Source organism: Brevundimonas naejangsanensis DSM 23858, assembly GCF_000421705.1.
GTDB classification, from domain to species: domain Bacteria; phylum Pseudomonadota; class Alphaproteobacteria; order Caulobacterales; family Caulobacteraceae; genus Brevundimonas; species Brevundimonas naejangsanensis.
In genome coordinates this window covers 71,414-93,724 of sequence record NZ_ATXN01000004.1, presented here as the reverse complement: position 1 = coordinate 93,724, position 22,311 = coordinate 71,414, and the positions used below count along the sequence as shown (strand labels likewise).

At 68.0% G+C, this 22,311-nt stretch carries 20 protein-coding genes; 11 read left to right on the top strand and 9 right to left on the bottom strand.

Annotated features, from left to right (window positions below):
• Nucleotides 1–166: 166 nt before the first annotated feature.
• On the bottom strand, nt 167–541 hold the full coding sequence (locus H556_RS0109965; RefSeq protein ID WP_024354280.1) for a hypothetical protein: 375 nt from the start codon (nt 539–541) through the stop codon (nt 167–169).
• Between the two features lie 66 nt (nt 542–607).
• Complete coding sequence (gene rph / locus H556_RS0109960) at nt 608–1,333, bottom strand: ribonuclease PH (RefSeq protein ID WP_024354279.1); 726 nt, start codon at nt 1,331–1,333, stop codon at nt 608–610.
• A 115-nt stretch (nt 1,334–1,448) separates the two neighbouring features.
• Here rph and hrcA point away from each other — a divergent pair, with 115 nt between their 5' ends.
• Together hrcA and grpE are read left to right on the top strand one after the other, a co-directional pair.
• Complete coding sequence (gene hrcA, locus H556_RS0109955) at nt 1,449–2,543, top strand: heat-inducible transcriptional repressor HrcA (RefSeq protein WP_024354278.1); 1,095 nt, start codon at nt 1,449–1,451, stop codon at nt 2,541–2,543.
• Nucleotides 2,540–3,154 (top strand): nucleotide exchange factor GrpE, encoded by a 615-nt coding sequence (gene grpE / locus H556_RS0109950; RefSeq protein WP_024354277.1) that lies wholly within the window; start codon nt 2,540–2,542, stop codon nt 3,152–3,154. The genes hrcA and grpE overlap by 4 nt, the downstream gene beginning before the upstream one ends.
• 114 nt (nt 3,155–3,268) lie before the next feature.
• Here grpE and H556_RS0109945 read toward each other — a convergent pair whose 3' ends face one another.
• Nucleotides 3,269–4,174 (bottom strand): dienelactone hydrolase family protein, encoded by a 906-nt coding sequence (locus tag H556_RS0109945; RefSeq protein WP_024354276.1) that lies wholly within the window; start codon nt 4,172–4,174, stop codon nt 3,269–3,271.
• Nucleotides 4,175–4,248: 74 nt separating this feature from the next.
• The gene (locus tag H556_RS0109940; RefSeq protein WP_024354275.1) at nt 4,249–4,899 is read right to left on the bottom strand and encodes an alpha-ketoglutarate-dependent dioxygenase AlkB; all 651 of its coding nucleotides are present in this window, start codon (nt 4,897–4,899) and stop codon (nt 4,249–4,251) included.
• Nucleotides 4,900–5,187: 288 nt separating this feature from the next.
• On the opposite strand from H556_RS0109940, the gene dnaK reads away from it, so the two are divergent.
• From dnaK to dapB, 3 genes are all read left to right on the top strand, one after another.
• Entirely contained in the window at nt 5,188–7,095 is a 1,908-nt protein-coding gene (gene dnaK, locus H556_RS0109935) for a molecular chaperone DnaK (protein WP_024354274.1), read from the top strand.
• Between the two features lie 182 nt (nt 7,096–7,277).
• Nucleotides 7,278–8,486, top strand: coding sequence for a molecular chaperone DnaJ (gene dnaJ, locus H556_RS0109930; RefSeq protein WP_024354273.1), 1,209 nt, complete (start codon nt 7,278–7,280; stop codon nt 8,484–8,486).
• Nucleotides 8,483–9,232 carry a 4-hydroxy-tetrahydrodipicolinate reductase gene (gene dapB / locus H556_RS0109925; protein ID WP_024354272.1) on the top strand — a complete coding sequence of 250 codons (750 nt, stop codon included), beginning with the start codon at nt 8,483–8,485 and terminating at the stop codon, nt 9,230–9,232. The genes dnaJ and dapB overlap by 4 nt, the downstream gene beginning before the upstream one ends.
• 139 nt (nt 9,233–9,371) lie before the next feature.
• Here dapB and H556_RS0109920 read toward each other — a convergent pair whose 3' ends face one another.
• From H556_RS0109920 to coaBC, 3 genes are read right to left on the bottom strand one after another with little or no spacing between them, the layout of a single operon-like run.
• Nucleotides 9,372–9,773, bottom strand: a complete 402-nt coding sequence (locus tag H556_RS0109920) for a BLUF domain-containing protein (protein WP_024354271.1) — start codon at nt 9,771–9,773, stop codon at nt 9,372–9,374.
• 47 nt (nt 9,774–9,820) lie between these two features.
• Nucleotides 9,821–10,270 carry a dUTP diphosphatase gene (dut, locus tag H556_RS0109915; protein ID WP_024354270.1) on the bottom strand — a complete coding sequence of 150 codons (450 nt, stop codon included), beginning with the start codon at nt 10,268–10,270 and terminating at the stop codon, nt 9,821–9,823.
• A gap of 15 nt (nt 10,271–10,285) precedes the next feature.
• Nucleotides 10,286–11,521: a bifunctional phosphopantothenoylcysteine decarboxylase/phosphopantothenate--cysteine ligase CoaBC gene (gene coaBC / locus H556_RS0109910; RefSeq protein WP_024354269.1), complete on the bottom strand. Its 1,236-nt coding sequence runs from the start codon at nt 11,519–11,521 to the stop codon at nt 10,286–10,288.
• Between the two features lie 137 nt (nt 11,522–11,658).
• Between coaBC and H556_RS0109905 the strand changes: the two genes are divergently transcribed.
• Nucleotides 11,659–12,171 (top strand): hypothetical protein, encoded by a 513-nt coding sequence (locus H556_RS0109905; RefSeq protein WP_024354268.1) that lies wholly within the window; start codon nt 11,659–11,661, stop codon nt 12,169–12,171.
• A 12-nt stretch (nt 12,172–12,183) separates the two neighbouring features.
• Here H556_RS0109905 and H556_RS0109900 read toward each other — a convergent pair whose 3' ends face one another.
• Entirely contained in the window at nt 12,184–13,047 is an 864-nt protein-coding gene (locus tag H556_RS0109900) for a glutamate racemase (protein ID WP_024354267.1), read from the bottom strand.
• Between the two features lie 121 nt (nt 13,048–13,168).
• Between H556_RS0109900 and H556_RS0109895 the strand changes: the two genes are divergently transcribed.
• Entirely contained in the window at nt 13,169–15,352 is a 2,184-nt protein-coding gene (locus tag H556_RS0109895) for a M3 family metallopeptidase (RefSeq protein WP_024354266.1), read from the top strand.
• A 139-nt stretch (nt 15,353–15,491) separates the two neighbouring features.
• Nucleotides 15,492–16,457 (top strand): magnesium and cobalt transport protein CorA, encoded by a 966-nt coding sequence (locus tag H556_RS0109890; protein WP_024354265.1) that lies wholly within the window; start codon nt 15,492–15,494, stop codon nt 16,455–16,457.
• Here the strand turns inward: H556_RS0109890 and ppc are convergent, their stop codons facing one another.
• On the bottom strand, nt 16,458–19,163 hold the full coding sequence (ppc, locus tag H556_RS0109885) for a phosphoenolpyruvate carboxylase (protein WP_024354264.1): 2,706 nt from the start codon (nt 19,161–19,163) through the stop codon (nt 16,458–16,460). It abuts the gene before it with no gap.
• A 389-nt stretch (nt 19,164–19,552) separates the two neighbouring features.
• Between ppc and ffh the strand changes: the two genes are divergently transcribed.
• From ffh to rimM, 3 genes are all read left to right on the top strand, one after another.
• Nucleotides 19,553–21,076, top strand: a complete 1,524-nt coding sequence (gene ffh / locus H556_RS0109880) for a signal recognition particle protein (protein WP_024354263.1) — start codon at nt 19,553–19,555, stop codon at nt 21,074–21,076.
• 24 nt (nt 21,077–21,100) lie between these two features.
• Entirely contained in the window at nt 21,101–21,625 is a 525-nt protein-coding gene (gene rpsP, locus H556_RS0109875) for a 30S ribosomal protein S16 (protein WP_024354262.1), read from the top strand.
• A gap of 110 nt (nt 21,626–21,735) precedes the next feature.
• Nucleotides 21,736–22,263, top strand: a complete 528-nt coding sequence (rimM, locus tag H556_RS0109870; RefSeq protein ID WP_024354261.1) for a ribosome maturation factor RimM — start codon at nt 21,736–21,738, stop codon at nt 22,261–22,263.
• Nucleotides 22,264–22,311: the final 48 nt, after the last annotated feature.

The following is a 22,311-nucleotide window of genomic DNA, read 5'->3' as shown; positions in this document are numbered from 1 at the left end:
GTTCTGGCGCGAAAGGGTGAGGGGCTTGTCCTCGCCGTCGGCGCAAGCCGTCGCGCATCGAAGAGCTACGGCCTTCGGCCGACTTCACCCGCGAACCCTCACCCTTTCGCCTTAGCCAATCGCTTCGCTCTTGGAGGCTCAAGCCCTTTCCCATTGGGAGAGGGAGTCAGCTCTGACACTCTTTCGGCGGGGTTTCGCCGTCGCGGGTCCACATCGCGCAGGAACGATCGATCTCGCCCTGGATCAGGTCGCAGGGATTGGCGCTGTTGCAGGGCGGGCGCGTGGCCGGGCTGACGGCGATGCAGCGCTGGACCAGGCGGGCGGAGGCGGCTTCGCCCAGGGTCTCAAGGCAGGGGCGGTCGCCGAGCGGAACCGGCTGGGGCGCCATATCCGGGCCTTCGGGCAGGCGGGCTTCGGGCTCGAGGGCCGAGGCGGGCGCTGGCGTCGGGACCGGCGCGGGGGCCGCTGGCTCAGGACGCGGCTGGCAGGCGACGAGCAGGCCGCCGAGGAACAGGCAGGCCAGAAGGGACGGTCGGGTCATGCGGGGCTCCGGATCGGGGTTCGCCTATGCAACGACGATGGCCCCGATCCGGCTCCAGCAAAAGCCTTATCGGCGGGCGGCTTCGACGGCGGCGCGCTGCAGGGCGAACAGTTCGGTGCAGCCGATTTCCGCCAGTTCGAACAGACGGTCGAACTCGGCCCGGCTGAAGCCGCGCTTCTCGCCGGTGGCCTGAATCTCGACGATCTGGCCTGCGCCGGTCAGGACGAAGTTGGAATCGGCTTCGGCGGTGGAGTCTTCCTCATAGTCGAGGTCCAGCACCGGCAGATTCTTGAACACGCCGCACGACACGGCCGCCACCTGATCCAGAATGGGGTCGGTCGTCAGCACGCCTTCGTCCTTGAGGTAGTTGAGCGCAGAGGCCATCGCCACCCAAGCGCCGGTGATGGAGGCGGTGCGGGTGCCGCCGTCGGCCTGGATCACGTCGCAGTCGATCAGCACTTGACGCTCGCCCAGCGCCTTCAGGTCGACCACGGCGCGTAAGGAGCGGCCGATCAGGCGCTGGATTTCCTGGGTGCGGCCCGACTGCTTGCCGGCTGCGGCTTCGCGCCGGCCGCGGGTGTGGGTGGCGCGCGGCAGCATGCCGTATTCGGCCGTGACCCAGCCCTGGCCGGTGTTGCGCATCCAGCCCGGCACCTTTTCCTCAATCGAGGCCGTCACCAGCACCTTGGTATGGCCGAAGGACACCAGGCACGAGCCCTCGGCGTAGCGGTTGACGCCGGTTTCCAGCGTGACGGTGCGGAGTTGTTCGGGGGTGCGTTCGGACGGGCGCATGGGAATTCCTTGGAAGCGGGATGGCGCGTGCTTATCCTGAAACCATGAGCCTGTCCCGCCCTGACCCGTTTGCGGTGTGTCTCCGGTCCGTCCTGACGGGGCGGAGGGCGGCGCCATGAGCCTGCTTTACCCCTCGCCGGGCCTGGCGACGCTGGATGCGCGGGCGCGCGACATCTTCCGCCGGGTGGTCGAGACCTATCTGGAGACGGGCGAGCCGGTGGGGTCGCACACCCTGTCGCGCGCCGGGCTGGACCTGTCGCCCGCCTCGATCCGCAACACCATGCAGGCGCTGACGCAGGCCGGGCTGCTGGCCTCGCCGCACACCTCGGCCGGGCGAGCGCCGACCCATGCGGGGCTGCGGCTGTTCGTGGACGGCCTCCTGGAGGTCGGCGACATCGGTCAGGAGGAGCGGCGCGAGATCGACGCCCGGCTGGCGGTGATGGGCGCCAAGGGCGGCGGCCGCAATGTCGAGGAGGCGCTGGATGCGGCCTCCTCCCTGCTGTCGGGTCTGGCGGGCGGGGCGGGCATCGTCGCCAGCCCGGTGCGCGAGGCGGGGGTGCGCCATGTGGAGTTCGTGGCTCTGGGCGGCGGACAGGCGCTGGCGGTGCTGGTCGCCGACGACGGGGTGGTCGAGAACCGGCTGATGAATCTGGCGCCGGGCGTGACGCCCTCGACCCTGCAGGAGGCGTCGAACTTTCTCAGTGCGCGGCTGAAGGGGCGCCCGCTGGCCGAGGCCCGGCACGAGATGAAGGCCGAGATGGAGGCCGCCCGGCGCGATCTGGACGCCGCCGCCGCCCGTCTGGTCGAGGACGGACTGGCGGCCTGGAGCGGCGGCGCAGGCGGCGGGGGTCACGACCGCAACCTGATCGTGCGCGGGCGCGGCAATCTGTTGCAGGACGCCCGCGCGGCCGAGGATCTGGAGCGGGTGCGCGTCCTGTTCGACGATCTGGAGCAGAAAGAACAGCTGATCGGCCTGCTGGACGACGTCGGCGCGGCCCAGGGCGTGCGCATCTATATCGGCGCGGAAACGCGACTCTTTTCGCTTTCGGGTTCCGCCGTGATCGCGGCGCCCTATATGTCGGGCCGGCAGCGGGTGCTGGGCGCCATCGGCGTCATCGGGCCCGCGCGGTTGAACTACGCCCGTGTCATACCGTTGGTGGACTATACCGCCCGGGTGCTGGGCCGGATTCTGGACGGACAAGAGACGTGAACGACATCAACGACGAGACCCGGGACCAACTCGAGCAGGACATCCACGAGGCCGATCTCGCGCCTGAGGGCGATGAGAACGCCGTGGTCGACGCCCTGATCGCCGAGCGCGATCAGTGGAAGGACCGCGCCCTGCGCGCCGTGGCCGATGCCGAGAACACCAAGCGCCGCGCCGAGACGCAGCAGAACGACGCGCGCGCCTACGCCATCCAGCGCTTCGCCAAGGATTTGCTGGGCGTGGCCGATACGCTGGAGCGCGGTCTGGCGACGGCGCCCAAGGACGCGGACGGCCCCACGGCGGCCATGGTCACGGGGCTGGAGCTGACGCAGAAGTCCCTGCTGTCGGCCTTTGAGGCCAACGGCCTGACCCGCGTCGACCCGGCGCCGGGCGACACCTTCGACCCGCACCTGCATCAGGCGATGATGGAGCAGCCCTCGGACACCGTGCCGGGCGGCGCCGTCATCCAGACGCTGCAGCCGGGCTACGCCCTGTTCGGCCGCACCGTGCGCGCGGCCATGGTGGTGGTCGCGGCCAAGGGCTCGGGCCCGGCGACGGGCGGCGCCTATGCCGATCCGGACACGACGGGCGGGAATTTCGACGCCAAGGCCTGAGGTTTTCGCGCGTTGATATGACGACGGCCCGGCGCAGACGCGTCGGGCCGTTTTTATGCGCCTGCAAAATAAACCGCTCATCCCGGCGGACGCCGGGATGAGCGGGTGGAGAGGTCAGCCCTTCAATCTCGAATCGAACAGTTCCAACAACCGTCGCCAGCCGTCCTTCGCGTCCGCCTCTCGGTAGGAGGCGCGGTAGTCGGCGTGGAAGCCGTGCGGGGCGTCGTCATAGAGGATGATCTGGCTGTCGGTCCGGCCCGCAACCTTCAGCGCGTCGTTCATCGCCTTGACCGTGTCGTTGGGAATGCCGCTGTCCTGGCCGCCGTAAAGACCCAGCACCGGCGCCTTCAGTTCGCCCGCCAGGTCGATGGGCCAGGGGCGGCCCGCCGCCTTCTGGTCGTCGGTCGCATTGGCGGCGGGCGACAGGCGGCCGTACCAGGCGACCCCGGCGTCTAGTGTCGGGAAGCGGGCCATCGCCTGCCACACCACCTTGCCGCCCCAGCAGAAGCCGGTGATCCCGACCTTGTCGGCCTTGGCCCAGGATTGGGCGCCGATCCAGTCCAGCGCAGCGGAGATGTCGCCCATGACTTGTTCATAGCTCGCCGCGCCGACGATGCGCTGGATCGCCTGCATGTCGCTGAGCGGGGCCGGGTCCTGGACGCGGACGAAGAAGGCGGGCGCCACGGCCGCATAACCCGCCTTGGCCAGGCGGCGGCAGACGTCGCGGATGTATTCGTGCACGCCGAAAATCTCGGACACGACGATCACGACCGGGAAGGGGCCGGGGCCTTCGGGGCGGGCGATATAGGCGGGCAGGTCAAAGCCGTCGGGCGCCGGATAGGCTGCGTCTTGCGTGACCAGCCCCGCCGCGTCGGTGGCGATCGGCTGGGCGGACTGGCTGAGGGCGGCGGGGGCGTAGGCGGCGAAGAACAGCCCGCCCGCCGTCGCCACGCCCAGACTGCGGCGGCTGGGGGCGATCTGGTCGGGGCTCAGGCCCTCGGGCCGGGTGATCAGGGTCATCTCGGGTCTCCGGTCGGCGCTGTGGAAGCGGTGACAGTGCCTCGGCTTTCCCTCTGCCGTCGAGTCTTTCCGGCCTAGGCGGCGACCCGCAGCGTCAGATTGACCCGCCCGCCGCCGGGCAGCAGGCGCGACGAGCCCGCCAGCAGCCGGTCGATCCCGTGGCGCGCCAGCCGCGCCGGGCCGGTCAGGGCGCAGACGTCGCCGGAGGCCAGGCGCACCGTGCTGGTGGCGCCGCCCTTTCCGGTTTCGTCGGGGGCCGGACCGATGCGGAACACCGCCGTATCGCCCAGAGACACCGACAGCACCGGCGCCGTCAGGTCGCGTTCGTCCTTGTCCTGATGCAGGCCCATCTTCGCCTCGCCCTGATAGAGGTTGACCAGGCAGGCGTCGGGCGGAGCCGGCCAGCCGGTCAGGGCGTCCCACAGGCTCAGCAAGCGGGCCGGGATGGCGGGCCAGGGCGCTCCGGTCGCCGGGTGTGTCGGCTGATACCGATAGCCCTGACGGTCCGACACCCAGCCCAGGGCGCCGAAATTGCTCATCCGCACCGAGAAGGGCCGCCCGCCGGGCGTTGTCGGCCGATAGAGGGGCGCCGCCTCCAGCCCTGCCCGCACCTCGGCCAGCAGTTCCGCCTGCGCCGCCGTGTCCAGCAGACCGGGCCACAGCCGAAATCCGGGCAGGGCGGTCGGGGTTTCCGGGGGCGCTGACGGTGGGATTTGCGAGGTCATCGGCCGAATTTAGCGGCGCGATGCACACTTGTCCGCCATAAGGCGCGGAATCTGGCCGGAAGCGGGCGGAAGGCCTTGCAGCCCCTGCGGTCTTTCCCATATCCGAGCCAATCCGGCGATAACCCCCTTTTCGTTAGGGGCTTGTCCGCCGACCTCATCCACCGCCGTACCGGGCCTCGCGTCCGGCGCGGCATGATTTCAGAAGCCCATCAGGGGGCGGTCACGCGCGGCGCTTGATTTTGCGAGGCCGCCGCATCGCCCGCCGCAAGGAGTGAAAAAGACAAGCCCATGGCCAAGATCATCGGCATCGACCTCGGCACGACCAACTCGTGCGTCGCCGTCATGGACGGCAAGAACCCCAAGGTCATCGAAAACGCCGAAGGCGCCCGCACCACCCCGTCGGTGGTCGCCATTCAGGACGGCGGCGAGATTCTCGTCGGCCAACCCGCGCGCCGTCAGGCGGTGACCAACCCCGCCAATACCTTCTTCGCCATCAAGCGCCTGATCGGCCGCAATTTCGATGACCCGGTGGTGGCCAAGGACAAGGGCATGGTGCCCTTCGAGATCGTCAAGGGCCCGACCGGCGACGCCTGGGTCCAGGCCCACGGCAAGGACTATTCGCCCCAGCAGGTTTCGGCCTTCACCCTGGGCAAGATGAAGGAGGCCGCCGAGGCCTATCTGGGCGAGAAGGTCACCCAGGCCGTCATCACCGTTCCCGCCTATTTCAACGACGCCCAGCGTCAGGCGACCAAGGACGCCGGCAAGATCGCCGGTCTGGAAGTCCTGCGCATCATCAACGAGCCGACGGCGGCGGCCCTGGCCTATGGTCTTGAGAAGAACGACGGTCAGAAGATCGCCGTATACGACCTGGGCGGCGGCACCTTCGACGTCTCCATCCTTGAGATCGGCGACGGCGTGTTCGAGGTGAAGTCGACCAACGGCGACACCTTCCTGGGCGGTGAAGACTTCGACATGCGTCTGGTCGACTACCTAGCCGACGAGTTCAAGAAAGAGCAGGGCGTCGACCTGCGCTCGGACAAGCTGGCCCTGCAGCGCCTGAAGGAAGAGGCCGAAAAGGCCAAGAAGGAGCTGTCCTCGACGACCCAGTACGAGGTCAACCTGCCGTTCATCACCATGAACGCCTCGGGCCCGCTGCACCTGAACATCAAGCTGTCGCGCGCCAAGCTGGAAGCCCTGGTCGATGACCTGGTCCAGCGCACCATCGAGCCGTGCAAGAAGGCCCTGGCCGACGCCGGGCTGAAGGCTTCGGACATCGACGAAGTGGTTCTGGTCGGCGGCATGACCCGCATGCCCAAGGTGCAGGAAGCCGTGAAGGCCTTCTTCGGCAAGGAGCCGCACAAGGGCGTGAACCCGGACGAGGTCGTGGCTCTGGGCGCCGCCGTTCAGGCGGGCGTGCTGCAGGGCGACGTCAAGGACGTGCTGCTGCTGGACGTGACCCCGCTGACGCTGGGCATCGAGACGCTGGGCGGCGTGTTCACCCCGCTGATCGAGCGCAACACCACCATCCCGACCAAGAAGGCCCAGGTCTTCTCGACCGCCGACGACAACCAGTCGGCCGTGACGATCCGCGTCTTCCAGGGCGAGCGCCCGATGGCCGCAGACAACAAGGTCCTGGGTCAGTTCGACCTGATGGGGATCCCGCCGGCGCCGCGCGGCATGCCGCAGATCGAGGTCGCCTTCGACATCGACGCCAACGGCATCGTCCACGTGACGGCCAAGGACAAGGCGACCAACAAGGAACAGTCGATCCGCATTCAGGCCAACGGCGGCCTGTCGGACGCGGACATCGACCAGATGGTCAAGGAAGCCGAGGCCAACGCCGCGGCCGACAAGGCCCGCAAGGAGCTGGTCGAGGCCCAGAACGGCGCCGACAGCCTGGTCCACTCGACCGAGAAGGCCCTGTCCGAGCACGGCGACAAGATCGACGAGGCGACCAAGACGACCATCCAGTCGGCCCTGGACGATCTGAAGTCGGCCAAGGACGGCACGGACCCCGAGGCCATCCGCGAGAAGACCAATACGCTGGCTCAGGCTTCGATGAAGCTGGGCGAGGCCATGTACGCCGCCCAGCAGGGCGGGGCTGAAGGCGACGCCGAGGGTCAGCCCGCCGACGACGGCGTGGTCGACGCCGAGTTCGAGGAAGTCTCGGACACGGATGAGAAGAAGGACGCCTGAACCGGCGCCTGACTGATGTTCGGCCCCGCTTGTCAGACGGCAGGCGGGGCCGTTTCATAGAACTTGCATCATTCGACCGGGCGCCCATGTCATCAGGCAGGCCGTCGGTCATCCGCGAACGGAACGCCTCCGTGTTGAAGAGAGGCTCGAAAGCGGCGGGAAGGTAAGAGGACGAACGCCTGATGGCGCAACGTGACTATTACGAGATTCTGGGGGTCGAGCGGACGGTCGATGCGGCCGTGCTCAAGAGCGCCTATCGCAAGCTGGCGATGGAGCACCACCCTGACCGCAACGGCGGCTCTGAAGAGTCCGTGGCCCGCTTCAAGGAAATCTCCGAGGCCTACACCGTCCTGTCTGACGAGCAGAAGCGCGCGGCCTATGATCGTTTCGGCCATGCGGGCGTGGGCGGCGGCGCGGGCGGGGGCAATCCCTTCGGCCAGGGCGGCGGCCAGGGTTTCCACGACATCAACGACATCTTCTCCCAGGTCTTCGGCGACGCCTTCGGAGACGCCTTCGGCGGCCGGGGCGGCGGCGGACGCCAGAGCCACGGGCCGCGTCGCGGCTCGGACCTGCGCTACGATCTCGAGATCACGCTGGAGCAGGCTTACAAGGGGGCCGAGGTCGAGATCGCCATCCCGACCCTGATGGCCTGCGAGGTCTGCGACGGCTCGGGCGCCAAGGCGGGCACCAAGCCGACCATCTGCTCCACCTGCGGCGGCGCCGGGCGCGTGCGTCAGGCCAACGGCTTCTTCCAGGTCGAGCGCACCTGCCCCCGCTGCGGCGGTTCGGGAGAGATGATCGCCGACCCCTGCACCACCTGCCGGGGCCACGGTCAGGTCCGCAAGACCCGTAAGCTCAGCCTCAAGGTTCCGGCGGGCGTCGACGACGGCTCGCGCATCCGCCTGTCGGGCGAGGGCGAGGCGGGCCAGCGCGGCGGGCCTCGCGGCGACCTCTACGTCTTCCTGTCGGTGCAGCCGCACGAACTGTTCGAGCGCGACAATCTGGACCTTCTGGTCACGGTGCCGGTGCCGATGACGGTGGCGGCCCTGGGCGGCGTCGTGGACGCCCCCTGCCTGATCTCGGACGCCTGCGACGGCAAGTGCAAGGCCCCGGTCGAGGTGCCTGCGGGCGCCCAGACCGGCAAGACCGTCCGCATCAAGGGCAAGGGCATGCCGCACCTGAACGGACGCGGTCGCGGCGACCTGGTGGTTGAACTGTTCGTCGAGACGCCGACCGATCTGAACGCACGCCAGAAGGAGCTGTTGGCCGAACTGGCGGCGTCGCTGGGCGAGAGCCAGACCCCGCGCAACACCAGCTTCGCCGGCAAGGCCAAGCGCTTCTGGGCCGACATTCTGGGCGGCGACGCCGATAATCCGAAAGAGACCGCGTGAGCGACATCTTCCACGCCGGCATCTCCGGCGCCCGGGGCCGCATGGGCCGCGCCGTTTCTCAGGTTCTGGACGCCCGTGAGGACGTGGTGGTCGCCGCCCGCTTCGATCGCGGCGAGACCGTCGACTTGAAGCTGTGCGACGTCATTATCGACTTCTCGACGCCCGAGGCCTCCGTGGCTCTGGCGCGCGCCTGCGCTGAGGCGGGCGGACCGGCCCTGGTCATCGGCTCCACCGGCCTGACGCCGGAGCAGGAGACCGAGATCGAGGTCGCCGCCGAGAAGATCGCCATCGTCATGAGCGGCAACTTCTCGCTGGGCGTGAACATATTGATCGGTCTGGTCGAGCACGCCGCCCTGCGGCTGGACGCGCGCGACTGGGACATTGAGGTGCTGGAGACTCATCATCGGCGCAAGGTCGACGCGCCTTCGGGCACGGCCCTGATGCTGGGCGAGGCGGCCGCCAACGGCCGGGGTCGCGATCTGGCGGAACTGCAAAGCGCCCCCTACGACGGCATCACCGGCCCGCGCGAGCCGGGCAAGATCGGCTTCGCCTCTCTGCGCGCCGGCGGCGTTATCGGCGAACATACCGTGATGTTCGCCTCGGAAGACGAGATGCTGACGCTGTCGCATTCGGCCATCGACCGCAGCCTGTTCGCCAAGGGCGCCGTGGCCGCCGCCGCCTGGGTGCGCAACCGCCGCCCCGGTCTCTACGACATGCAGGACGTGCTGGGCTTTCGTCAGGCTTGATGCCTGGGGGCACTGACGCGCCCCGCGTATCGCTTGCCGCGCGGCGGCTCGCTGCTTGAGCGCGATTTACGCGCGACTTCTCCCTCCCCGGGACGGGGAGAATGAGACGTTTCGCCTTGTTTCTCAGGCCGCTTGTCTTTCAGGCCGCCTGGACGAGAAGTTCGGTCATGGCGTCGCGCCAGGCCAGCAGATCCGGCGAGCGCGCGACGATCAACTGTCCCAGCGCCTCGGATTGGCCGAGAGACGGCGCGGTCATTCCCCAGGCAGCGAAGTCGCGGCGCTCGATATGCTCTCTGGCGACGACCTCAATGTCTTCATGCCGTTCATCGAAATGCAGATGCAGCATGAGGATATCGAGCGCGCTGGGCGAGCCTTCCAGAAATTGCACGAACGTGCCGTCCTGAAGGGTCAGGGCGCCGCTGATGCCGTTTCGGGCGTTCAGATAAGCCGCGACATGGACGATATCGGCAAGCGCCGCCGCCTCTTCGTCCGGCGAAAGTCGTGACCGGCTGCAGTAGACCAGCTGTTCCAGCGTGTTCATGCGGCCACGCTAGACCAGTATCTAAGGATGTGAAAGTAGAGTCTTCATCAACGCCCGGTTGAACCGAATCCTCCGGCGCCCCGCTCGGTTTCGTCCAGGGTTTCAACCTCGACCATCTGCGCCTGCTCATAGCGGGCGATGACCATCTGGGCGATGCGGTCGCCGCGTTTGATCTCGAACGGCAGCTCGCCGTGGTTGATCAGGATGACCCCGACTTCGCCGCGATAATCGCTGTCGATGGTGCCGGGCGAATTGGGCGCCGAGACGCCGTGTTTCAGCGCCAGGCCCGAGCGGGGACGCACCTGGGCCTCAAAGCCGGGCTCAAGGGCGATCTTCAGCCCTGTGGGAACCAGCTTGCGTTGGCCGGGCTCCAGCACCAGGGTCTCGCCCTCTGCGAGGGCGGCGCGCAGGTCCATTCCGGCCGAACCGGCGGTCTCATAGGCGGGCAGGGCCAGACCCTCGGCGTGGGGCAAGCGTTCGACGCGGACGGTGGTCATGTCGGGAGGTCTCTTCTAGGCCTTGAAGTGATCGGCGATGCGCTGGGCCAGCTTCCTGGCGACTTCGGTCTTGGATTGGCGGGGCCAGGGCTCGTCGCCATCCTGGGTGAACAGGGTCACGGCGTTTCCGTCCGAGCCGAACACCTCGTCCGAGACGTCGTTGCCGACGATCCAGTCACAACCCTTGCGTGAGAGCTTGGCGCGGGCGTTGGCCTCAAGGTCGCTGGTCTCAGCGGCGAAACCGACCACCAGTTTCGGGCGGCGCGGACCGGGCGCAGAGACGCCCGCCAGGATGTCGGGGTTTTCGATCAGGGCCAGCGAAGGCGGTCCGCCCGGCGCCTTTTTGATCTTGCCCGAGGCCACGCCGTCCACGCGCCAGTCGGCGACGGCGGCGCTCATCACGGCGATGTCGGCGGGAAGAGCGGCCTCGACGGCGGCCTTCATTTCGGTGGCGGCCTCGACCCAGACGCGGGTCACGCCGACAGGGGCGTCCAGCGCCACCGGGCCGGAGATCAGCGTCACCTGCGCCCCCAGATCGGCCAGGGCGGCGGCGACGGCGTAGCCCTGTTTGCCGCTGGAACGGTTGGTCAGGCCGCGCACCGGGTCGATCGGCTCGAACGTCGGCCCGGCCGTCACGACAGCGGTCCGGCCGGTCAGCGGGCGCCCGTCCGGCCCGGCCAGCAGGCGGGCGATGGCGTCCAGGATGATCGGCGGCTCGGCCATGCGACCCGGCCCGAACTCGCCGCAGGCCATGATGCCGTCGTCCGGTCCGACCACGGCCATGCCGTGAAAGCCGTCGAAGCCCTTCAGCCGCTCGACATTGGCCTGAACCGCCGGATGCAGCCACATGCGCACGTTCATCGCCGGGGCCAGCAGCACCTTCTTGTCCGTGGCCAGAAGCGTGGTCGAGGCCAGGTCGTCGGCCATGCCGTTGGCCGCCTTGGCGATCAGCCCGGCCGTAGCGGGCGCTGCGACCACCAGATCGGCCCAGCGCGACAATTCAATATGGCCCATGGCGGTTTCATCTTCCGGCATGAACAGGTCTTGTCGGACAGGATGGCCTGTCAGGGCCGCCAGCGACATGGGGGTGACGAACTCGGCCCCGGCCTTGGTCAGGACGGTCATCGTCTCCGCCCCGGCCTTGCTAAGCAGGCGGATCAGTTCCAGCGCCTTATAGGCGGCGATGCCGCCGCCGATGATCAGCAGGACCTTGCGGCCGGCCAGGACGCTGGAAAGCGAGGGTGCGGTCATGAACCAAGGTCTAGCGGCGTGGCGTGACGGCGTCGAGACAAAGCCACCTCGCTTACGCTTATGTCAACAGCAGCGTTGAAGGGGCGAAAAATCTATGTCTATCTGCGTTCGTCGAAATTTCAGGGAAGGGGCGACTGATGGCTGTGCGGAGGTTGGCGGCGCTGGCGGCGTCGCTGTTGTTTCTGGCCGGATGCGACAGCGGCGGCTCGGCGGTGGAGACCAGGGACCGCAGCGCCGCTGAACCGGTCGGATTGAGCGCGGCGGCGGAAACCGACATGACGGGCGCCGCAGGTCCTGTCGAGGCGGCCAAACCTGCCGTCACCGCCAACCGGCGCGAGACCGCCGACGCCAAGGTGCAGCGGCTGTACGAGCGCAACGGCGCCGACTTCGGCGCGCGCTCGGCGGACGAATACCTGCAGAAGGTGCGGACCTTCACCGAGGCGACGCCGAAAGGAACCGAAACGGTCAAGCGCGCCAACGGCGACACTCTCTTCTATCAGGCTGCGACCAACACCTTCGCCGTGGTGGACCGCAACGGCGTGCCGCGCACCATGTTCAAGCCGGACGACGGCCCGGCCTACTGGGCGCAGCAGAAGGAGCGGGCGCCCACCTTCGGCCAGCGTCGAAACGCGACCCGCACGGCTGAATAGCGGCGGGGGGTCTCAGGCCGCCTCGAACGTCAGCGGCGCGCCCCAGAACTGGGCGACGAGGTCCGATTGCGGGCCGGGCGTTCCGGTGGTCAGGAAGTCGCGGCGGGCCGAGGATCCCAACTCATACTCCGGGTGACGCTGGAAATAGCGCTCCAGCGAGTCGGCGACGGCGGCGGGCTGGCTGATGACCTCGACGCCGGGCGGAAGGGCCTGGGCGAACAGATTGGCCACGATCTCATAGTGGGTGCAGCCCAGGACGGCCTTGTCCGGGTGACGGCCGATGCGGCGGCGCAGGGCGTCGACGTGGTCGTCGATGACCACCTTCAGCTCCTCGGGCGGGGCGCCCAGTTCGATCAGTCCGGCCAGGCCGGGGCAGGCCTCGGTGAAGACCGCCAGATCGTCGCGGCGCTTGTCGATCTCGATCTCATAGACGCGGCTCATGGCCGTGGCGGCGGTGCAGAAGACGCCGGTGACGTCGATGGCCTGTTTCTTCTCGCCTTCCAGTCGCCCGTTGCGTTCGGCCTCATAGGACCAGGGCAGGCCGGTGGCCGCCTCGATGGTCGGGACGATGATGCCCAGGACGTTGACCGCACGGCCCAGCTTTTCGCGCATCTGCGGAATCCAGGTCTGCTGCAGGCGGCGCAGTGCAATGGCTGAGGCCGTGTTGCAGGCCAGCACGACCACGGAGGCGCCCGCATCGAACAGGCGCTCGCATCCTGCGCGGGTCAGTTCGACGATGTCCTCGCCGCCGCGCCCGCCATAGGGGGCGTGGGCCTGATCGCCCAGATAGATGAAGTCCCGCGTCGGAAAGCGGGTCGTGAGTTCGCGGTGGACCGTCAGGCCCCCCACGCCGGAGTCGAAAACGCCTATCGCCATGCAGCGGCCTTTAGACCTGCGGGGTTTCGCCGTCCAATACTTAGGACTAAACCGGATTTATGGGACGCTGTCGGCCTCTGCGCCGAAGGATGTCCAAAACAGCTATGGTTGGGAGACCTGGATGCATAGACGTCATCTTCTCATCGGGGGCGCGAGCCTCTTCGCCCTGTCGGGCTGCGCTTCGGCCGGGGCCGTGGAGAACGCGGTGAGCGGCGCCGTCGCCGCCCTGACGACCGCCGATGAGGCCCGTATCGCCCGCGCCGTCCTGCCGACGACAGCGCCGCGCGCCGAGCTGCTGCAGCCCTGGACGGGACCTTATGAAGGCGTGCCGCCGTGGGACAAGGTGACGGCGCCCAAGATGCGCGAAGCCATCCTGGAAGGCATCGAACTGCAGCGCGCCGACATCGCCGCGATCGCGAACAACCCCGAGGCGCCGACCTTCGCCAACACCATGGCGGCGATGGAGATGGCGGGCGAACCGCTGGACCGCGCCATGAACGTGTTCAGCGTCATGACCTCGAACATCGGCGGCGAGCAGTGGGACGTGCTGGAGACCGAGCTGTCGCCGATCCTGTCGGCCGCCTCGGACGAGATCACCTTCAACGAGACGCTGTTCGCCCGCATCAAGTCCGTGGCCGACGGCGCTGACGCCGCAGGCCTGAACGCCCAGCAGAAGCGTCTGGCCGAGCGTAGCCGCGACGCCTTCGTGCGCAACGGCGCCGCCCTGGACGCCGCCGGCAAGGCAGAACTGGGCCGCATCAACACCGACCTGTCGAACGCCTTCACCAGCTTCGGCCAGAAGGTGGTCGCAGATGAGAACACCTGGACGGTCATCGCTGATGAGGCCGGTCTGAAGGGCCTGCCGGACTCCAACAAGGCCGCCGCAGCCGCCGCCGCGCGTTCGCGAAACGTTCAGGGCTGGGCCATCGTCAACACCCGCTCCAGCGTCGATCCCTTCCTGACCTTCGCCGACGACCGCGCCCTGCGTCAGCAGGTCTGGACCAAGTTCGTCAAGCGCGGCGACAACGGCGACGCCAACGACACCAAGTCGACGATCGCCCAGATCGTCGCCCTGCGTCAGCAGCGCGCCCGCCTGCTGGGCTTCGGCAACCACGCCGAATGGCGGATGCAGGACACCATGGCCAAGACCCCGGCCGCGGCGATGGACCTGATGCAGCGCGTCTGGGCCCCGGCCAAGGCCCGCGTCGCCGAGGAAGTCGCCGACATGAAGGCGATCGCCGGCCACGACATCGAGCCGTGGGACTACCTCTACTACGCCGAGAAGGTGCGTAAGGCGAAGTACGACCTCGATCAGAACGAGCTGAAGCCCTACTTCGAACTTCACGCCGTTCGCGACGCATCCTTCTATATGGCTGAACGTCTGTACGGCTTCGTCTTCAAGCGCCTGCCTCAGGGCCAGGTCTCGACCTTCGAGCCGGACGTGACCACCTATGAGGTCACGGACAAGGCCACCGGCAAGCTGATCGGCCTGTTCTACGCCGACGACTTCGCCCGTCCGGGCAAGCGTTCGGGCGCCTGGATGACCACCTATCGCTCGTTCTCGAAGCTGACCGGCTCCAAGCCGATCCTGGCCTCGAACAACAACAACTTCGTCAAGGCGCCCGAAGGCCAGCCTCTGCTGATCTCGCTGGACGACGCCGAGACCCTGTTCCACGAGTTCGGCCACGCCCTGCACTACTTCTCGTCGGTGGTGACCTATCCGTCGTTCGGCAACACGCCGCGCGACTTCGTGGAATATCCGTCTCAGGTGCATGAGCACTGGGTGCTGACCCGGCCCATCCTCGACGGCTATATGAAGCACGTCGAAACGGGCCAGCCCATGCCGCAGGCGCTGGTGGATAAGATCGAGGCCTCCTCGACCTTCAATCAGGGCTACGCCACGGTCAGCTATCTGTCCTCGGCCCTGGTCGACATGGACCTGCACACCCAGGCGACGCCGCCGACCGATATCGACGGCTTCGAAAAGGCCTCGCTGGCGCGTCTGGGCATGCCCAGGGAGATCGTGATGCGGCACCGCCTGCCGCAGTTCAATCACCTGTTCACCTCGGACGCCTATTCGGCCGGCTACTACTCCTACCTGTGGTCGGAGACGATGGACGCCGACACCTGGGCCTACTTCGAGGAGTCGGGCGACGTCTTCAATCCGGACATCGCTGGCCGCTTCAAGTCGATCATGCTGGCGCCGGGCAACACCACGGATCGCGGCGACGCCTATCGCCAGTTCCGCGGCCGCAACCCGGACGTGGCGGCCCTGTTGAAGGTGCGCGGCTTCCCGACTTCTTAAGTGGGCCTATCGGCCTTCGGCCTGCTTGAGGCCGTTGGACGCTAGAATGGTGAGGCCCGGTGGAGCAATCCGCCGGGCCTTTTCTATTTTCCGTTGAGGTAGCGTAAGCCTTGCCCGTGGTTCTGCTGGAGAAGTCTGCATGAGCGTCGTCGCCTCCTACGTCTACAAGGACGGCAAGCGGGTGCGCGAAGCGCCGCTGACGGATCAGGGGCTCGCTCTGGCCGAGGGCGAATACCTGTGGATCGGCCTGCATGAGCCGTCGGATGAGGAGTTCGACGTTCTGGTCCGCCGTTTCCATCTGCATCCCCTGGCGGTCGAGGACGCCCTGACGGCGCATCAGATCCCCAAGCTGGAGGTCTATGGCTCCGAACTGTTCATCGTCGCCCGCACGGCTCAGGCCAAAGGCGACCGCATCCTGTACGGAGAGACCCACGTCTTCGTCGGACCCAACTACGTCATCACCATCCGCCACGGATCGGCGCGCGCCCACACCCAGCTGCGCGCTCAACTGGAGGCCTCGCCGCATCAGCTGAAGCACGGGCCGGACTTCATCCTGCACGGGGTGCTGGACTTCATCGTCGACGGCTACATCCCCATCATCGACGCCATTGAGGACAAGGTGCTGGAGATGGAGCAGGTCGCGCTGGACAGTTTCCTGGCGCGCGACGACATCACCCGTCTGTTCCAGCTGCGCCGTGAACTGGTGAAGTTCAGCCGTGTGCTGGGGCCGATGGAGGAGGTCTGCGTCAAGCTGCAGTCGCTGGATCTGCCCTGCATCGACCGCGAGGTGCGGCCCTATTTCCGCGACGTGGCCGACCATGTGCGGCGGGTGTCCAGCCGGGCGGCGGGCCTGCGCGACATCCTGGCCTCGGTGTTCGAGGTGTCGAACCTGCTGGAGCAGCAGCGGCAGGGCGTCATCACCCGCAAGCTGGCGGCCTGGGCCGCCATCCTGGCCACGCCGACGGCGGTGGCGGGCATCTACGGCATGAATTTCGAGCATATGCCCGAACTGCGCTGGACCTATGGCTATCCGGCGGTTCTGGCCTTGATCGTCGCCATCTGCATCGGCCTGTACGTCACCTTCAAGCGGTCGAAGTGGCTGTGATCAGCCGCTGTTCCTGAGGCCCGCCGCCACGCCGTTGATGGCCAGAAGGATGCCGTTGCGCACGCGCGGGTCGTCGTCGCCCGCTCGGCGACGGCGGATCAGCTCGATCTGCACATGGTTCAGCGGCTCGACATAGGGCATCCGCTGACGGATCAGCCGATCCAGTTCGGGCTGGCCTCCCAACAGGCTCTGCTGGCCGGTGATCGACAGGACGGCGGCGACGGTGCGGTCCCATTCGGCGCGGATGGCGGCGTAGATTCGCTCGGCCAGGACGACGTCGGGGACCAGCCCGGCGTAGCGGCGGGCGATGGCCATGTCGGCCTTGGCCATCACCATCTCCATGTTCTGCACCACGGTGCGGAAGAAGGGCCAGGTCTCGGCCATGGCGCGCAGTTCGGCGGGATCTTCGCCCTGGACCGCCGAGCCGAAGCCGAACCAGCCGGGCAGCATGACCCGCGACTGCGACCAACTGAACACCCACGGAATGGCGCGCAGGTCCTCGATGGCGGGCGAGGCGGTGCGGCTGGCCGGGCGCGAGCCGATCTTCAGGTCGGCGATCTCGGCGATGGGGGTGGCGGCGCGGAAATAGTCGACGAAGCCGGGCGTGTCATAGACGAGGGCGCGATAGGCCTTCATGGAGGCCGCGGACAGGCGCGCGGCCGTCTCGCCGTGGCGGGCGCTGTAGCCCGCGTCGGACTGCGGCCCCAGCGAGGCCAGCAGGGCGCCGCAGGTCAGGGCGTCGAGGTTCCGCTGGGCCACCTCCGGCTCGCCGTACTTATTGGCGATGACCTCGCCCTGTTCGGTGACGCGGATGCGGCCCGCGACGGTGCCGGCGGGCTGGCCCAGAACGGCCGAGAAGGCGGAGCCGCCGCCGCGCCCCACGGCGCCGCCCCGGCCGTGGAACAGTTGCAGCCGCACCCCCGCCGCGCGCGTGACCTCCAGCAGGGCGCGCGAGGCCTCGTGCAACTCCCAGCCCGAAGTCAGGTAGGAGCCGTCCTTATTGCTGTCGGAATAGCCGATCATCACCTCCTGCACCCCGCGCGCCTCGGCCACGGCTCGGGCGGAAGGCTCGGCGAGGACGCGCTCCAGCGTGGCGCGGGCGGCGCGCAGGTCGTCGATGGTCTCGAACAGGGGCGCGGCCTGAATGGGGCAGGCGCCGGGGTCGGTCGGGTCGTATAGGCCGACCTCCTTCAGTAGCAGATAGACCTCCAGCATGTCCGAAGCGGCGTCGGTCTTGGACACGATATGGGTGCGGATCGCCTGCGGACCGAAGGTCGAAAGGGCCTCGGCGGCGGCCTGAAGGATGGCGCGCTCCTTCAGCGTTTCGGTCGCATAGTCGGCATAGGGCGAGAACAGGGGGCGGGGGCCGGCCAGTTCGCGCGCCAGCACGGCCAGCCGATCGGCCTCGTCCAGGGCGGCGTAGTCGGGGCAGACGCCCGCGACCTTCAGCAGGTCAGCGACGACCCGTTCATGCACGTCCGAGTTCTGGCGCAGGTCCAACGTCGCCATGTGGAAGCCGAACACGTCCGCCGCCGTGATCAGCCGGGCCAGCCGGTCGTCGGCGAAGACGGCGCCGTGGGTCCGCACCAGACTGTCGTGCAGGATGTTCAGGTCGGCGCGGAAGGCGTCGGGGCCGTCATAGGGGGCGGTGGCGAAGCGGGCGGGGCGCGGCGTCGACTCGCCGCTCAGGGTCGGATAGGCGGCCGACAGGCGGGCGTAGATCTGGCTGAGCGCCCGGCGATAGGGTTCGTCCGCGCGCTGGATGGAGGCGTCGCCTGATCCTTGCGCCAATGCGGCCAGTTCGGAGGTGACGCGGGTCAGGTCGATGGACAGGCTGAGCTCGGCGCCCAGGGCGTGCACCTCGTCCAGATAGAAGCCCAGCGCGGCGCGGGCCTGGCTGCGGAAGGCGGCGCGCAGGGTGTCGGCGTCGACATTGGGATTGCCGTCGCGGTCGCCGCCGACCCATGAGCCGATGCGCACGAAGGGCGCCAGGTCCGGCGCCTCCAGCAGGCGGCGCCATTCGGCCAGCTGGGCCGGGGCGACGTGCAGGAAGATGCGCTGCAGCCAGTCGACCACGGTGTCGATCTCGTCCTGCACCACCAGAGCCGAGGCGCGGGTCAGCCGCGTGGTCCACAGGATGACGATCTGGCGGCGCAGCGCTTCCTTCAGGGTTTTGGCGTCGCAGGCGATCCCGTCGCGGTCGCAACCGTCGAGCAGTTCGCCGACCGCTGTGGTGCGGTCGATGACGCTCTTGCGCCGGACCTCGGACGGGTGGGCGGTCAGCACCGGCGAGATCAGGGCCTGGGCCAGCAGGTCGCGCATCGCCCCCCTGTCGACGCCCGCCTCGGCCAGTCGTTTAAGCACGCCCTCGGGCGTATCGGCCCGTTCGCCCGCTTCGGCCTGGGCCTGGGCGCGGCGCTTGCCCGCCCGGTCCTCGGCGACATTGGCCAGCAGGGAGAAGGCGGCGAAACCATGCGTCAGGCCGACGGCCTGATCCAGCGACAGCTCGCCGAGCAGTCGCTCCAACTCCGAGGCGTCGTCCGAGGCCGGGTCGCGGTGATAAGCCACCGAGGCGCGCCGCACCGCCTCGATGCGGTCATAGAGGACCTGTCCGCCTTCGTCGCGGATCACCTCGCCCAGCAGGGCGCCCAGCAGCCGAACCTCTTCGCGCAGGCGGTCGTGGGGGAACTCGGGGGTCTGGGTCATGGGGTCGTCTCTCAGCGGGGAGGCCGGAAGCGGAACCGTATCAGCGGAATCCGAACGCGCCAGTCCATGTTGCAACGCGCAAACCCTTTTTGTGGTCGCCTTACTCCTTCAGAAACGGAGTCGACATCGCCTTGCTTTTCCGCCATAAGCCGCGACTTCCGGCGCAATTGAACCTGCGCCTCCACCATCACGACAGCTTTTTGGGTCGTGCTACCGCGCTAAGCGCTACTTGAGCACAGCCCATTCGGGCTCAAGTAGGCCGACCGGCCGATAGCCCCGAAAAAGAACGAGGATGGAGAGGGCCTCTGTCGACGTGATCGTTCGCAGAGGTCGCCCGCCTATGGGTGTTGCTCACGGAGGCCAAGGCCCAGGCGCATGAAAGGGTTTGAATGTTCGAGGCTCTGAACGAGCGGCTGACAGGCGTCTTCGACCGGATCACCGGCCGCGGCGCCCTGTCCGAAAAGGATGTCGAGGAGGCCCTGCGCGAGGTCCGCGTCGCCCTGCTCGAGGCCGACGTCGCCCTGCCGGTGGTCAAGGACTTCATCGCCCGCGCCAAGACGGCCGCGACCGGCGAAGACGTCATTCGCGCGGTCAAGCCCGCCGATCAGGTCATCAAGATCGTCTATGACGGCCTGGTCGATATGCTGGGCGGCGAAGAGCCGGTTCCGCTGAACACCAATGCGACCCCGCCCGCCGTCGTGCTGATGGCCGGTCTGCAGGGGTCGGGCAAGACGACGACCTCGGCCAAGCTGGCCCTGCGTCTGTCGAAGTTCGACAAGAAGAAGGTCATGATGGCCTCGCTGGACACGCGTCGTCCGGCGGCCATGGAACAGTTGGCTACCCTGGGCCAGCAGATCGAGGTCGCGACCCTGCCGATCGTGGCGGGCGAGAGCGCGGTTCAGATCACCCGCCGCGCGCTTCAGTCGGCCAAGCTGCAGGGCTTCGACGTCCTGATCCTCGACACCGCCGGCCGCATCACCCTGGACGAAGGGCTGATGAATGAGGTGGCCGAGGTCGCGCAGATCGCCAAGCCGGTCGAGACGCTGCTGGTCGCCGACAGCCTGACCGGTCAGGACGCGGTGCGCACCGCCGCCGCATTCCATGAGCGTCTGCCCCTGACGGGTCTGGTGCTGACCCGCGCCGACGGCGACGGGCGCGGCGGCGCCATGCTGTCGATGCGCGCCGTCACCGGCCTGCCGATCAAATATCTGGGCGCGGGCGAAAAGGTCGATGCGCTGGACGTGTTCGACGCCCGCCGCGTGGCCGGCCGCATCCTGGGTCAGGGGGACATCGTCGCCCTGGTCGAGAAGGCCGCGGGCGAGCTGGACCAGGCCAAGGCCGAGAAGATGGCCCGCAAGCTGGCCAAGGGTCAGTTCGATCTGGACGACCTGGCGGGCCAGCTGAACCAGATGAAGAAGATGGGCGGTCTTCAGGGCATCATGGGCCTGCTGCCCGGCGTGGCCAAGCTGAAGAACCAGATGGCCGAGAACAACGTCTCGGACAAGATGATCGACCGCCAGCTGGCCGTCATCAACTCCATGACCAAGGCCGAGCGCAAGAAGCCGGATCTGCTGAACGCCAGCCGCAAGAAGCGCGTGGCCAGGGGCGCCGGCGTCGAGGTTCAGGACATCAACCGTCTGCTGAAACAGCACCGGCAGATGGCTGACATGGTCAAGTCGCTGTCCAAGGGCGGCGGCAAGAACCTGCAGAAGATGGCGGCCATGATGGGCGGCCTGCCCGGCATGGGGGGCGGCGGCCCGGACATGAACCGTCTGAAGGCTCTGGGCGGCGGCAAGATGCCGGAACCCAGCGCCGATGAAATGAAAGCCATTCAGGACCGCCTGGCGGGTCTGGGCGGCGGACAACTGCCGGGGGGCCTTCCGGGGCTGCCGGGCCTTCCCAAAAAGAAATAATGACTTTCTAGAAAGAGACTGAAAATGCTGAAGATTCGTCTGTCCCGCGGCGGCGCCAAGAAGCGCCCCTACTACCACATCGTCATCGCCGACTCGCACGCTCCGCGCGACGGCAAGTTCATCGAGCGCGTCGGCAGCTACAACCCGATGCTGCCGAAGGACAGCGCCACCCCGCGCATCGTCCTGAAGGCCGACCGCATCGCCGAATGGCTTGCCAAGGGCGCCCAGCCGACCGACCGCGTCGCCCGCTTCATCAGCGAGAGCCAGGACGAAGCGCTGGCCGGCAAGGTCCAGTGGGTCCAGGGCAACAACCCCAAGAAGGCCGAGCCGGGCAAGAAGGCCCAGGAACGCGCCGCCGAGCGCGCCCAGCGCGAAGCCGATCGCCTGGAGGCCGAAGCCGCCGCCAAGGCCGAGGCCGCTGAAGCCGCCGCCACCGCTGCCGCCGCCCCGGCCGTGGAAGAAGCTCCGGCTGAAGAAGCCCCTGCGGCTGAAGTTGCGGCTGAAGCGCCTGCCGAAGCTGCTGCTGAAGCGACCGAAGAGCAGGCCTGAGCCTTATCTCTTCATCCGGCCACGGCCGCTTGAAACGGGAAAGCAGCGTCCTTTCGGGGCGCTGCTTTTCTGCTATCTGGACCCCATCGCATCGGTAAACGGAGCCCGGTATGAGCAGCGAAGACAGACTGATCCTGGTGGGCCAGATCGGCGGCGCCTTCGGCGTGAAGGGCGAGGTGCGGATCAGCGCCTATACCGCCGAGCCGATGGCCCTGATGGGCTATTCGCCGCTGCTGGGCGCTGACGGCAAACCGGTGCTGACCCTGATCTCGGCCCGGCCGGACAAGGCGGGCGTGGTGGCGCGCGTCAAGGAGATCGCCACCAAGGAAGAGGCCGACGCCCGGCGAGGCCAGAAGCTGTTCGTCACCCGCGATGCCCTGCCCCAGCCGGAGGAGGACGAGTTCTACCTGGCCGACCTGATCGGCCTGGAGGGGCGCGATCCGGCCGACGTGGTTCTGGGCACGGTGAAGTCGGTCCAGAACTTCGGCGCCGACGACATGCTGGAGATCGCCCCGGTCGAAGGCGGCCCGACCTGGTACCTGCCCTTCACCCGCGAGGCGGCGCCGGAACTGCATATCAACGACGGCTGGCTGCGTATCGTCCGCCCGACCGAAGTCAGCGACCGCGACGAAGGCTGACGCCGACACGGTTGCGGATCGCCCTGCGGCTTCCGACATGGACGGGGT

What these genes read in the sequence shown, in the direction of transcription:
- H556_RS0109965 (WP_024354280.1), bottom strand. Translation starts at nt 541, where the DNA reads ATGACCCGACCGTCCCTTCTGGCCTGCCTGTTCCTCGGCGGCCTGCTC.
- rph (WP_024354279.1), bottom strand. Translation starts at nt 1,333, where the DNA reads ATGCGCCCGTCCGAACGCACCCCCGAACAACTCCGCACCGTCACGCTG.
- hrcA (WP_024354278.1), top strand. Translation starts at nt 1,449, where the DNA reads ATGAGCCTGCTTTACCCCTCGCCGGGCCTGGCGACGCTGGATGCGCGG.
- H556_RS0109945 (WP_024354276.1), bottom strand. Translation starts at nt 4,174, where the DNA reads ATGACCCTGATCACCCGGCCCGAGGGCCTGAGCCCCGACCAGATCGCC.
- H556_RS0109940 (WP_024354275.1), bottom strand. Translation starts at nt 4,899, where the DNA reads ATGACCTCGCAAATCCCACCGTCAGCGCCCCCGGAAACCCCGACCGCC.
- dnaK (WP_024354274.1), top strand. Translation starts at nt 5,188, where the DNA reads ATGGCCAAGATCATCGGCATCGACCTCGGCACGACCAACTCGTGCGTC.
- dnaJ (WP_024354273.1), top strand. Translation starts at nt 7,278, where the DNA reads ATGGCGCAACGTGACTATTACGAGATTCTGGGGGTCGAGCGGACGGTC.
- H556_RS0109920 (WP_024354271.1), bottom strand. Translation starts at nt 9,773, where the DNA reads ATGAACACGCTGGAACAGCTGGTCTACTGCAGCCGGTCACGACTTTCG.
- dut (WP_024354270.1), bottom strand. Translation starts at nt 10,270, where the DNA reads ATGACCACCGTCCGCGTCGAACGCTTGCCCCACGCCGAGGGTCTGGCC.
- coaBC (WP_024354269.1), bottom strand. Translation starts at nt 11,521, where the DNA reads ATGACCGCACCCTCGCTTTCCAGCGTCCTGGCCGGCCGCAAGGTCCTG.
- H556_RS0109905 (WP_024354268.1), top strand. Translation starts at nt 11,659, where the DNA reads ATGGCTGTGCGGAGGTTGGCGGCGCTGGCGGCGTCGCTGTTGTTTCTG.
- H556_RS0109900 (WP_024354267.1), bottom strand. Translation starts at nt 13,047, where the DNA reads ATGGCGATAGGCGTTTTCGACTCCGGCGTGGGGGGCCTGACGGTCCAC.
- H556_RS0109895 (WP_024354266.1), top strand. Translation starts at nt 13,169, where the DNA reads ATGCATAGACGTCATCTTCTCATCGGGGGCGCGAGCCTCTTCGCCCTG.
- H556_RS0109890 (WP_024354265.1), top strand. Translation starts at nt 15,492, where the DNA reads ATGAGCGTCGTCGCCTCCTACGTCTACAAGGACGGCAAGCGGGTGCGC.
- ppc (WP_024354264.1), bottom strand. Translation starts at nt 19,163, where the DNA reads ATGACCCAGACCCCCGAGTTCCCCCACGACCGCCTGCGCGAAGAGGTT.
- ffh (WP_024354263.1), top strand. Translation starts at nt 19,553, where the DNA reads ATGTTCGAGGCTCTGAACGAGCGGCTGACAGGCGTCTTCGACCGGATC.
- rpsP (WP_024354262.1), top strand. Translation starts at nt 21,101, where the DNA reads ATGCTGAAGATTCGTCTGTCCCGCGGCGGCGCCAAGAAGCGCCCCTAC.
- rimM (WP_024354261.1), top strand. Translation starts at nt 21,736, where the DNA reads ATGAGCAGCGAAGACAGACTGATCCTGGTGGGCCAGATCGGCGGCGCC.